Raw genomic sequence first — 11,476 nt, 5'->3', positions numbered from 1 at the left:
ACATGACTGGTCTTTTACATTCATACATTTAACTTTCATTAACACTTATATTCATTTTCTAATAACAACTTGAATAACATCAGCTAAACCAGTGTGCCCTTTCCCTTCAATTCGCTCTTGTTCGCCATTAAAGAAATGAATTACCTTATGTTCTTCACACCAAGTAAGGATATCAATTGGATCATACAGCATATCAACATCTTTTGGTCCACCAGTACTATAGTTTATTTGTTTTTTTGAGTAAACTTCAAACATAATTAAACCATCAGGCTTTATCGTTTGTATCATTTTACCTAATATCATTTTTTTATAATTATCATGAAAATGTCCAAATACCATAATTGCTGCATCATATTCATTTTCTGGCAAACTATCAGCTAATAAATCTACTTTTTTTGTATGCACGTTTACGTTATGCTTCTCTGCCAATTTTTTTGTCTTCTCTAATCCATCTTCCGAATAATCAATAGCTGTTACTTCGTTCCCTTGTCTTGCTAGAAATACAGCATTTCTACCTTCTCCCTCCGCAAATGCTATTACTTTATTGTGATTTGCTAAACGAAATGCTTGTTCTTTAATAAATGTATTAGGTTCTTCCCCGTAAAAATATTCATCTGATTTATATCGATCATTCCAAAATTTAGTCATCATCTTCTCTCCTTCTTCATATCATTTTCTAACTACAATTAAAGATATCGAAGAGTCTTTTTATCCTTAATTAATTTAAAAATAAAAGCAGATTAAAAATCCACTTTTATTTTTTTCGCAAGATCTACGATTTTTTGATTTCGTAACTCTTCTTCCATTTTCTCTTCTGCTGCGAGCATTACTTCATTAATTAAACATCCAGGTTTGTCATGTAAACAACATTCAAACAATGATGTTTTACCTTCAATTGCATGTATAATATCTAAAAATGAAATATCTTCCCAATTCTTACTAAGCGAGTAACCGCCCTTTGGACCAGATGATGAATGTATCATCCCTTCCTTCGTCAACTTAGTTAGTATTTTAGACAAGTACGTTGGTGAAACATTTTGCATTTCTGCTAATTGGTGAACACTAACTAACTTATTTGGTGTAGCCTTTGCCAGAAAAAGCATTGTATGAAGAGCATAATTTGTAGCTTTAGAATATTTCATAATACAGCTCCTATTGTAGACTTCATTTATCTACAATAACTTTATTTTTTTATTATGTCAAACGTTTGTAATACTCCATACAACATTATTTCTTCACAAGTAATACATCTGCCGCGCAAATCGTCACTTCTCTAAATGGAGAGTCAAATAAAACACCTAGTTCAAAACCATCTTCAGTAAGAGCTATTTCATGATATAACCACCAAGCATTTTCAAAGCTTTCCGGCATAGAACACTTTGTTACTCCTATAAAGGTTACTTCAAGTTTATCAAATTCACTAAAAGTACCACTGCAATCTAATACGATAGACAAAGTATCTTCTGATTCTCTCTTTATTACTTTAATTACACTATCGTGTAGTGATGTCTTGTGTAACTGAGCGACATTTGACGGAAGTTTTTTCTCAATGGAATTAAAATATTCTACGTATAATTGATCTAATTGTGCCACTCTTTTCTCATAATCTGTTGTCCACTTTTGCATACGTTTTTTCAGTTCACCTGATGGGTATTCTGAATTAATTGTGATGTTTTGTATAATTGAGTATATCGATTCAGGAAGGAATTTTAATAAATCTATTTTCCTTTCCTCTATTTCTTCCTTTAAACTTTGTATATCCATTTCTGACCATTCTTTTATAGACTCTATAAAACTTACAAATTCTAAAACTTGCATTTTTTTATACCAATCTCTTGTAAAATATTTCAATGACACCTCTCCTAAAACATTTTTAAATCCAGTAAAAACAATATATCCACTTATTATATCATTCCAATAACTATTTTTTCTAAAGAAAAAATGTAAAACTGTAAATATTCCGCCTATTTTTTCTAAAACTTCAGAATATTTACAAAAGTATAAAATTAGAATACATTTTAGCTGTACAAGATTCACCTGTACAAAAATTCAAACAAAAAGGGATGGTTATATGTTGAAGAAATTAGTAGCAGGAACATTAGTAGCGGGTTTTGCATTAACTGGAGGACTAGGTGTGGTAAGTGCTGAAGAAAAAAGCAACACAATTAAGTCATTTGATTATTTAAAAGTGGATGAACAAAATGTTAATTCATTTGCAAAATTAAATGATCAGGATAAGAAAAATATCCAAATTACTATGGTATTACCAGAGCAAAATGAAAATGGGGATTGGCTAGCTTATGGTTTTACTAGTCGTGAAACATTAGATGCGTATATTGAAAAGGATAAAAAAGCAATTAAAAATAAAATTAATCCTTTAGGTAGCGGTGCTGGTAGTACTGATTTTTATGAACATAAAGATAAAGGTGGCCAATACATTTACTGGAGCAGCGGATTTAAAAACTTACCATCTAGCTGGAATGACAGAATTTCTTCTGTAAGTACAGCGTCACCTTCTGCAAGTTATTCAACGACACTTTGGGAGCACACTTCAACACAAGGATATGGAAAAGGCGTTTTATTTAAACATGCTGATTGGTACGGTAAAACTGCTAATTTAGCTGCTGATTGGAACGATATTACTTCAGCGATTGAAATTAAATAGTAATAAGACATTTAATTTCTTCTATAAAAATTCAAACCACTATTCTCTCTTTCATTTAGAGAATAGTGGTTTATCATATTTCTATTTAAGCATGTACAGCATGTCCTACTGCTTGCATTAACGCTTCATGAATCGCCTCAGATAAAGTTGGATGTGCTGCAATATAATCTCTCATTATATCAGCGGTAACTTCTGTATGAATCATTACGGTTCCTTGACCAATAAGTTCAGTTGCATAAGGACCGATAATAGAAATCCCTACAATTTCTTGGTATTTAGGTTCCACAATGACTTTTACTTTCCCTACTTGTTCTCCTAAAATAAGAGCTTTTCCGTTCGCTGTAAAAGGAAATTCTCCGATGAGAATATCACCATATTGTTCTCTTGCACCTTTTTCACTTAACCCGACACTAGCTATTTCTGGAGCTGTGTATATACATCGAGGCACAGCGTGATAATTTACTTTCACGTCTTCTCCACTTGCGTGTAATGCTGCTGTCGTTCCTTCATGGAAGGCAACGTGAGCAAGCTGAATTCCACCGATCACATCACCAGCTGCGTAAATATGTGATACGTTCGTTTGCATATGTTCGTTCACAGCAATCCCTTTATTTGAAAACTGAACCCCTGCTTTTTCTAAATCTAATTGTTGTACACGTGGTTTTCGGCCGACAGAAATGAGAACATATTCCGGGTTAGCTTCTTGGATACTACCTTCATATTCAAATGAAGCTTGCTTCTTATAATTATTTAATCCTTTTAAAGCAGCTCCTGTAAATATTTCTACGCCATCACTTTCTAATTTCTCTCTTAAAATATGTGCGATATCTTCATCTTCACCTTGTAATAATTGCGGTGCCATTTCAACAATCGTAACTTTTGTCCCAAGGCGACTATAAATACTTGCAAACTCACATCCTATTACACCACCGCCAACGATTAACAATGAAGATGGTACACTCTCAAGAGACATCGCATGGCTACTATTTAAAATCCATTTTCCATCAAACGGAGCGAATGGTAATTCTGTAGGTTCGGAACCAGCTGCGATAATAAACCTCTCTCCATCCACTACTTCTTCTTTATTTCCTTGTACAACTCGCACACGATGATCCGTTTCGAATTTCGCTTTTCCTTTTACAACTTTAATTTTATTTTTCTTCATTAAATATTGTATTCCTTGGACGAGTTGCATTACGATTTGTGATTTCCTTGCCTGTATTTGATCCCAATCAATTGATATACTTCCTGTATTAAGCGTAACCCCATAATCATTCGCTTTTCTCACAATGTCATGCACTTCTGCACTTTCTAACAATGATTTCGTCGGCATACACCCAACATTTAAACACGTTCCGCCAAGGTCAGCTTCATCAATAAGAGTGACCTCTTTTCCATTTTGAGCCGCGGTAATTGCCGCTACATATCCAGCTGGTCCGCCTCCAATTACAACTAATTTACTCATTCTCTCACCTTCTCTTTATAAAAGAATTGTTATAGGTTCTTCTAAATAATATTTAATTGTGCGTAAAAATGCAGCTGCTGGTGCACCGTCTAGTACACGATGATCGAATGTTAAACTTAAAGGTAACATACTACCTTTTTTAAATTTTTTCCCTTTATATACAGGAACATGTTCAATTGCGCCAATACCTAAAATACCAGTCTCAGGTGTATTTAATACAGGTGTGAAATATTCAATACCAAAGCTACCTAAATTACTAATTGTAAATGTCGTTCCGTGCATATCATCACTACTTAAGCTACCTGCTCGCGCCTTTTGTGCCATATCCTTAATCTCTTTAGACAACTCTACTAAAGATAAATTATTTGCAAAGCGAATAGCTGGAACGACTAATCCTTTTTCTAATGCGACTGCTATGCCTAAATGCACATGTTCAAATTGATGAATGGCATCATCTATATAAGCGCTGTTCATTTCTTTATGCTCTCTAAGCGCTAATACAACAGCACGAGAAACGAAATCCGTAATGGTTAGTTTGTTTTCGTATCGTTTTTGCACAACTTCCGCTATGTCTTTATGTAATGCAACTAAATCTGTAACATCTACTTTCATCGTTAACGTTAATTGCGCACTATTTTGTAAGCTTGCATGCATACGACTCGCAATTGCTTTTCTCATACCAGTAACAGGAACGACTGTACTTTCTTCTTGTTCAGGTACTTCTGGATTTGCTACTCTTTCTTCTAGCGCCTTTAATACATCTGCCTTTGTAATCCTTCCGCCAGGACCTGTACCAACTAATGCCTTGATATCCAGATTTTCAGACTTTGCAATTTTCTTCGCTACAGGTGAAATTTTAATTCTTTGCTTCGATACTTCTTTCCCATTTGGTTCTTGATTTTGTACATTTTGTACTTCTATATTAGATGTTTTTTCTTCTATAACATGTGTGCTTTCCTGCATTTCTACTTTTTCATTCGGTTTACCGATGTAGCAAATTACAGTACCAGGCGGCACTCCTTCATCTTCACTTACAGCTATATCAAGTACCGTACCATCAGCTGGCGCTTCAATTTCCGTTTCAATTTTTTCTGAATTAATACTAGCAATCAGTTCTCCTTTTGCTACATTATCGCCTGCTTTAATATTCCAGCTCGTAATAATACCTTCTTTCATCGCCATACCTAACTTCGGCATTACAACTTCTACAGCCATGTGTCTCTCTCCCTTCTCATCGTTTTATTACACATGTAATAAAGATTGGTCTCCAATCATTTCTGATACAGTTTCAATTACTTTTTCTGGCGTTGGCAAATACAACTTTTCAAGTGGTGGTGAGAACGGAACAGGTGTATGTGGTGCTGTAATTCGTTTAATAGGTGCATCTAACAAATCAAAACCTTTATCCGCTACAATTGCCGCAATATCTGTTGCGATACTACATCTTGGATTCGCTTCGTCAATAACGATAAGACGATTTGTTTTTTCAACAGATGATAAAATAGTATCTTCATCAAGCGGTGATAAAGATCGTGGATCAATTACTTCTACTTCAAGCCCCTTTTTCGATAATTGCTTTGCAGCTGCAAGTGCTGTATGAACTTGTTTTCCGATTGCGACAATTGTTACATCAGAACCTTCTCGTTTAATATCTGCTTTTCCTAAAGGAATTGTATAATACCCTTCCGGCACTTCACCTTTCATATTGTAAAGTGTTTTATCTTCAAAGAAGATTACTGGATCATCATCTTCAATTGCTGCTAATAATAAGCCTTTTGCATCATACGGCGTGGAAGGAACAACAACTTTAATACCTGGTATGCTCGTAAATAATGCGTACAAACTTTGTGAATGCTGAGCTGCTGCACTAAAACCAGCACCATGCATCGTACGTACTGTAACGGGTACTTTTGCTTTACCTCCAAACATATAACGGAATTTCGCACCTTGGTTTAATACTTGGTCAAGACAACTACCGATAAAATCATTAAACATTAACTCAGCTATCGGACGTAACCCAGTTGCAGCAGCTGCCATCGCAGCTCCCATATAACCCGCTTCAGAAATTGGTGTATCCAATATACGATTTCGGCCAAACTCTTGTACAAGTCCTTTCGTAACACCAAGAACACCACCCCAAGCTTCATCATCTTGCAGATGATCAACTTGTGCACCGCCTGCAACATCTTCACCTATTAAAATTACATTTTCATCACGACGCATTGAGATTTTCATCGCTTCATTAATTGCAGTTGACATACTTACTGTTCTAGTCATAATTTTTCACCCTCCTCTTATTTGTAAGAAACGTATACATCTTTTAATAATTCTTCATCGTCTGGGTATGGACTATTTTCACTAAATTCAATGGATCTTTGTACTGCATCATCTACTGCTTTTTCCATATCAACAAGTTCAGATTCCGTTAATAAACCTTCATGAATTAAATGCTTACGGAAATTCACAATCGCATCTTTTTCATTTAAATGTTCTTCTTTTTCTTCTGATGTTTTATATGTTTGCGCTTCACCTTCAAAATGACCGTAATTACGATATGTCATACATTCAATAATTGTTGGACCATCACCATTACGCGCACGTTCCACTGCTTCTGCAGCAGCTTTATATACAGCTAGAAGATCTTTTCCATCTACTTGAACGCCTGGAATATTATAAGCTTTTGCACGATCCGCAATAGAATCACAACTTGAAGCATATTCAAATGTAGTTGCTTCACCGTAACCGTTATTTTCTGCAATAAAAATAACTGGTAACTTCCAAATCGCCGCTAAATTAACCCCTTCATGGAATGTTCCTTCATTATTTGCTCCGTCACCGAAGAAACAAACACTTACATCTTTTGTTCCTTTATATTTAGCTGTCAATGCTGAACCGCAAGCAAGTGGGAAACCCCCGCCTACAATGCCATTAGCACCAAGCATTCCTTTATCTAAATCCGCAATATGCATGGAACCGCCTTTACCTTTACATAATCCTGTCGCTTTCCCGAAAAGTTCAGCCATCATACCATTTAAATCACAACCTTTTGCGATACAATGTCCATGACCTCTATGTGTACTTGTAATACTGTCACTATCCGTTAAGTGGGCACATACACCAACTGCTACCGCTTCTTCACCTGCGTATAAATGAACGAAACCTGGCAAAACGCCTTGCGCGAACAATTCATGTACCTTATCTTCAAACTTACGAATCTCTAACATTTTTTCATACATCCAACGAGCTTGTTCTTTCGTAATTTCATTCCCTTTACTTTCAGTTGTTTTTAACATGTCCAGCCCTCCTATTTTCTTGATCATCTTTTATATTGCAAGTACCGTGCCAAATTCTAATCCTTGATTTAATAGGTTTTCTCTTTTCTTTCATAATAAAAAAGTGGACAAAATGAGACATCTGTCTCGTTTTGGCCACTTTTGTTCACCTAATTTGAGAACTATTATCTTATTCATTATCAAAGCTCTGCTGTAATTTTCGGATGTAAATAATTTGGCCAATATGATATGCATTATGAGTTGTTACATTCGCTAACACTTCCCACCACTTTGCAGAAACAGGAAATCCTACTACATCACTTTCAACCTTTTCTTCATTTATAAGATTTTGCCATTGTAACAGTTTTTCTAGTAGTTTTTCCCGTAATTCATCGAAAGTTTGATTATCTGAAAGCATAAAACTTTTGTTATTATCTCCTATAGAGGGTACTGCATTAACATTTGATTCTTTATACCTAGTTTGCCACGTAGAGTTCCAATACAGTAAATGTTGTACGATTTCAGCTATACTATTACTCTCTTCATTCGGTTTCCAGAAAGCTTCCCTCTCAGATAAATCCTTAACTGCATCTGAAAATGGCATATACCAACTGGGATCATTTGCATTTGCTAATAACTGATCTGCTAATACATCTTTCACATGGACCATTTTTCTTCCCTCCTGTTAAAAAGATTCATTTCATGACAATACTCACTTCTCTAAATACGCTGAGTTTGTAAGATTTCCTCTTTTTAAGCATAACCCCATACATATGCACATAAAGAAACCGAAAGCACCTAATACATAAGCTAATGCATAACCACTTCTCCCAATAACCCAGCCCGCAATTCCAGGTCCAATCATTTGCCCAACTGCATAGAAAACAGATATAAAACTAATTGCCATTGAGACATATTTCGGAGATACTTGCTTTGAAGCTGCAACTTGAATTAATAATAGTATACCTCCGAGGCTAGAACCCCAAATAATTGCCGACACGATAAAACCAGTTATATTTCCAAATATAATTGGAGCCATATCACCTATAATAGCTAATAAAAGCGCACTACATAAACTCTTCTTTATACCAATTCGATCCGAAATAAATCCCCAGACAGATGCTCCTACGATTGAAAAGATGCCAGCAATTGCATAAACAGTCCCCGAAATTGATGCTGAGATACCACTATCAATCATAAAACTAGTTTGATATAAATTTGGAATTAAATATACAACACCAACAATAAAATACATCCATGCAATGATATATAGTTCTTTCGTTTTCCATAAAAACGATTTATTACTCATTTTTTGCTCATCTTCAGTAACTTCTGGATTTTTCAAAACAACTGAAGCGGCAAATACAATGATACATGTAATAACTCCAAACAAAAACCATGCACCACGCCAACTATACTCAGGAAATGTGCGCACTACATAAGGAACAATTATTCCACTAAATAGCATACCTATACCTGCACCGCTTAATAACAGTCCCATTACAGTTCCTCTTTTGTCTGGAAACCACCCTACCGTTATTGACATGAGTGGTGTATATACAAGAGCACTACCAGCTCCAGCACATAGCATACAAAAAGCAACTATCCAAAACGAAGAAACAAACGCTAATCCCATTAAGCTTATAACGACGAACCAACTGCCTATTAATAAAACTGATTTTGCGCCAAAACGGATAGTAAATATTCCAGATGTTCCTACAGTTAATAAATAACCTAAAAAAAGTATGGTTCCTAGCATACCTGATTGAGCCGTAGATAAGTGAAGTCCTTCCTGCATAAATGGCAGTATAATTCCATATGCCATACGGGCGAAACCAGTTGTTGTTATAATAAGAAAGATTCCTATTAATACAAATATCCAAAAATGACTTTCATTCCGCTCTTTCATTTAAATTCCTCCATAAAAAATTATTTCCAATTGGATGTTGATTGTAATTATAATGATTATGACAAAATACAACTACCAAATGGTGGAGGAGTATACGGTATAACGGATTTTTAATACATACGCAAAATTTCAGAAGGTTTCATTCCATATTTCTTTTTAAATGACTCTGAAAAATGACTAATATTATTGTATCCAACAGCAACTGCCGTTTCGGTCACATTACTAGTTCCCGAACGCAATAAAAGCATTGCTCTTTCCATTCGCTGTTCTCTTAAATATGCAAATGTGGACGTGCCAAATAATTCTTTAAAACCAATTTTTAATTTATAATCATTTAATCCTACTATTTTAGCTAATTCTAATAATGATGGGGGTGACTCCATTCTTTGAAGTAAAATTTCTTCAGCTTGTTTTATTTTATTTAAATCCTTTTTGGATAATTGGCTCCTTTTATTTGCATCACGATCATTCAGTAATACTTTCCCAAAGTATATAGAAAGCAATTCGAGCGCTTTACTTTCTATTTCGAGTTGATTAATACGATCCTTTTGGGGATTCTCTAACATTCTCTTAATAATATTAGATGTTAGGGCATCAATGGGGGTTTGAAACTTTTTAAAAGATTGATTTCCTATTATAGTATGAAAATCATGACTTTTTTCAATAGCACAATTTAGCATGAAATGATTAAACAACTGTACAGGAATTCCAATTGCTAATGAATATAGTGGAGTTTCTTTTTCATATTCAAATAGAACTTCAAAGTCATTCATAAAATATAAATAGCTATTCCCAGCCATTAATTTATTTGTAGAGTAACCAACTTGTACTTCCCCGGATCCTTGTAAACAAAAATTAAGTTCCACCATTGCTGCATCCGATGCAAATTGAATGCGATGGTTTTTATGAAACTGGTAATTTGATAGCACTATTTCCATTCCAGAAAACGAGCTCCACCTTCGCACTTCACCCATACCTATTGTTTTTGGCACATACATATATCTTTCTTCTACAACTTGTAACCCATGAAAATATTTACTAAAAATATCATGAAAACTGTTAGTCTTCATGAAATCCACACTCCTTTTATATACAAATTACAATCAATTGATAATCATTTTCAATTATAACAAATATCTTTATACAATAAATAGCTTTTACCTTTATATCTCGTTATGATAAAAGAAAAAGAAAGCGAGCCGACAATGAATAAAAAAATTGCAATTATTACTGGGGCTTCAAGTGGATTCGGCCTATTAGCAACGCTTGAACTTGCGAAAAAAGACTATTTAGTCATTGCTACAATGCGAAACCTAGAAAAACAAGGAACCTTACTATCTCAAGTTACTGAACTCAACTTACAGCAAAATATAAAAGTTCAACAATTAGATGTAACAGATCAAAATTCTATACATAACTTTCAATTATATATAAAAGAAATAAACAGAGTAGACCTACTTATTAATAACGCAGGATATGCAAATGGGGGCTTTGTAGAAGAAATTCCAGTAGAGGAATACCGCAAACAATTTGAAACGAACCTATTTGGGGCTATATCAATTACTCAGCTTGTCTTACCGTATATGAGAAAACAAAGAAGTGGAAAAATCATTAATATTAGCAGCATTAGCGGCCAAGTTGGATTCCCTGGTTTATCTCCTTATGTATCTTCAAAATATGCATTAGAAGGCTGGAGTGAATCACTTCGCTTAGAAGTAAAACCTTTCGGAATAGATGTTGCTTTAATTGAACCAGGTTCTTATAACACAAACATATGGGAGGTTGGGAAACAACTCGCTGAAAACCAATCTGATACAACATCTCCTTACAAAGAGTATATGGATAAAATACAAAAACATATTAATAGCGGCAGTGATACATTTGGTAATCCGATAGATGTTGCTAATAAAATTGTAGAAATTGCTGAATCTAAGCGTACAAATTTACGATATCCAATCGGTAAAGGTGTGAAATTTATGATCTTTGCGAAGAAGATTCTTCCTTGGAGATTGTGGGAATATCTTGTTTTGAGGAGTTTTAGGAAGTTGTAAATAAAAAGAGTAACTATCAAGATAAATAATGGTAGCTACTCTTTTTAAATATTCATCATAAAAAAACAAAACGATATTAATATGTAGAAAGAGGATCAAAATAAAGTAACATTG

The 11,476-nt window shown here is 34.5% G+C and carries 12 protein-coding genes; 2 read left to right on the top strand and 10 right to left on the bottom strand.

Translation table 11 applies throughout. The features are described from left to right. Positions 1-51: 51 nt before the first annotated feature. From ACQGSG_RS22205 to ACQGSG_RS22195, 3 genes are all read right to left on the bottom strand, one after another. Positions 52-651, bottom strand: a complete 600-nt coding sequence (locus ACQGSG_RS22205) for a class I SAM-dependent methyltransferase (RefSeq protein ID WP_065703915.1) — start codon at positions 649-651, stop codon at positions 52-54. Between the two features lie 89 nt (positions 652-740). Next, complete coding sequence (locus tag ACQGSG_RS22200) at positions 741-1,142, bottom strand: Rrf2 family transcriptional regulator (protein ID WP_000877650.1); 402 nt, start codon at positions 1,140-1,142, stop codon at positions 741-743. Positions 1,143-1,227: 85 nt separating this feature from the next. Beyond that, a complete protein-coding gene (locus ACQGSG_RS22195; protein WP_098281305.1) occupies positions 1,228-1,851 on the bottom strand; it encodes a DUF4085 domain-containing protein in 624 nt (207 codons plus the stop codon). A gap of 220 nt (positions 1,852-2,071) precedes the next feature. Between ACQGSG_RS22195 and ACQGSG_RS22190 the strand changes: the two genes are divergently transcribed. Next, positions 2,072-2,665 carry a hypothetical protein gene (locus tag ACQGSG_RS22190; RefSeq protein ID WP_061656032.1) on the top strand — a complete coding sequence of 198 codons (594 nt, stop codon included), beginning with the start codon at positions 2,072-2,074 and terminating at the stop codon, positions 2,663-2,665. An 85-nt stretch (positions 2,666-2,750) separates the two neighbouring features. Here the strand turns inward: ACQGSG_RS22190 and lpdA are convergent, their stop codons facing one another. The 7 genes from lpdA to ACQGSG_RS22155 all read right to left on the bottom strand — a co-directional run bounded on the left by lpdA (position 2,751) and on the right by ACQGSG_RS22155 (position 10,381). Next, positions 2,751-4,130: a dihydrolipoyl dehydrogenase gene (lpdA, locus tag ACQGSG_RS22185; RefSeq protein WP_426948021.1), complete on the bottom strand. Its 1,380-nt coding sequence runs from the start codon at positions 4,128-4,130 to the stop codon at positions 2,751-2,753. 15 nt (positions 4,131-4,145) lie between these two features. Next, on the bottom strand, positions 4,146-5,345 hold the full coding sequence (locus ACQGSG_RS22180) for a dihydrolipoamide acetyltransferase family protein (RefSeq protein WP_000257764.1): 1,200 nt from the start codon (positions 5,343-5,345) through the stop codon (positions 4,146-4,148). A 27-nt stretch (positions 5,346-5,372) separates the two neighbouring features. Further along, on the bottom strand, positions 5,373-6,407 hold the full coding sequence (acoB, locus tag ACQGSG_RS22175) for an acetoin:2,6-dichlorophenolindophenol oxidoreductase subunit beta (protein ID WP_000198898.1): 1,035 nt from the start codon (positions 6,405-6,407) through the stop codon (positions 5,373-5,375). A gap of 17 nt (positions 6,408-6,424) precedes the next feature. Continuing rightward, complete coding sequence (acoA, locus tag ACQGSG_RS22170; RefSeq protein WP_000921275.1) at positions 6,425-7,423, bottom strand: acetoin:2,6-dichlorophenolindophenol oxidoreductase subunit alpha; 999 nt, start codon at positions 7,421-7,423, stop codon at positions 6,425-6,427. Positions 7,424-7,592: 169 nt separating this feature from the next. Beyond that, complete coding sequence (locus ACQGSG_RS22165; protein ID WP_000233797.1) at positions 7,593-8,072, bottom strand: DinB family protein; 480 nt, start codon at positions 8,070-8,072, stop codon at positions 7,593-7,595. A gap of 42 nt (positions 8,073-8,114) precedes the next feature. Further along, the gene (locus ACQGSG_RS22160) at positions 8,115-9,311 is read right to left on the bottom strand and encodes an MFS transporter (RefSeq protein ID WP_000664567.1); all 1,197 of its coding nucleotides are present in this window, start codon (positions 9,309-9,311) and stop codon (positions 8,115-8,117) included. Positions 9,312-9,421: 110 nt separating this feature from the next. Continuing rightward, a complete protein-coding gene (locus tag ACQGSG_RS22155) occupies positions 9,422-10,381 on the bottom strand; it encodes a helix-turn-helix transcriptional regulator (RefSeq protein WP_000856359.1) in 960 nt (319 codons plus the stop codon). 135 nt (positions 10,382-10,516) lie between these two features. On the opposite strand from ACQGSG_RS22155, the gene ACQGSG_RS22150 reads away from it, so the two are divergent. Then, on the top strand, positions 10,517-11,362 hold the full coding sequence (locus tag ACQGSG_RS22150; RefSeq protein ID WP_001034787.1) for an oxidoreductase: 846 nt from the start codon (positions 10,517-10,519) through the stop codon (positions 11,360-11,362). Positions 11,363-11,476 lie beyond the last annotated feature (114 nt).

This window comes from Bacillus sp. GMa5/1 (assembly GCF_050172015.1).
Lineage (GTDB): Bacteria > Bacillota > Bacilli > Bacillales > Bacillaceae_G > Bacillus_A > Bacillus_A cereus.
Note: the sequence above shows the minus strand (reverse complement) of the source record. Positions and strands in the feature narration are given on the sequence as shown.

Coding starts and splice junctions, on each gene's coding strand:
- ACQGSG_RS22205 (WP_065703915.1), bottom strand. CDS start 651: ATGATGACTAAATTTTGGAATGATCGATATAAATCAGATGAATATTTT.
- ACQGSG_RS22200 (WP_000877650.1), bottom strand. CDS start 1,142: ATGAAATATTCTAAAGCTACAAATTATGCTCTTCATACAATGCTTTTT.
- ACQGSG_RS22190 (WP_061656032.1), top strand. CDS start 2,072: ATGTTGAAGAAATTAGTAGCAGGAACATTAGTAGCGGGTTTTGCATTA.
- lpdA (WP_426948021.1), bottom strand. CDS start 4,130: ATGAGTAAATTAGTTGTAATTGGAGGCGGACCAGCTGGATATGTAGCG.
- ACQGSG_RS22180 (WP_000257764.1), bottom strand. CDS start 5,345: ATGGCTGTAGAAGTTGTAATGCCGAAGTTAGGTATGGCGATGAAAGAA.
- acoB (WP_000198898.1), bottom strand. CDS start 6,407: ATGACTAGAACAGTAAGTATGTCAACTGCAATTAATGAAGCGATGAAA.
- acoA (WP_000921275.1), bottom strand. CDS start 7,423: ATGTTAAAAACAACTGAAAGTAAAGGGAATGAAATTACGAAAGAACAA.
- ACQGSG_RS22165 (WP_000233797.1), bottom strand. CDS start 8,072: ATGGTCCATGTGAAAGATGTATTAGCAGATCAGTTATTAGCAAATGCA.
- ACQGSG_RS22160 (WP_000664567.1), bottom strand. CDS start 9,311: ATGAAAGAGCGGAATGAAAGTCATTTTTGGATATTTGTATTAATAGGA.
- ACQGSG_RS22155 (WP_000856359.1), bottom strand. CDS start 10,381: ATGAAGACTAACAGTTTTCATGATATTTTTAGTAAATATTTTCATGGG.
- ACQGSG_RS22150 (WP_001034787.1), top strand. CDS start 10,517: ATGAATAAAAAAATTGCAATTATTACTGGGGCTTCAAGTGGATTCGGC.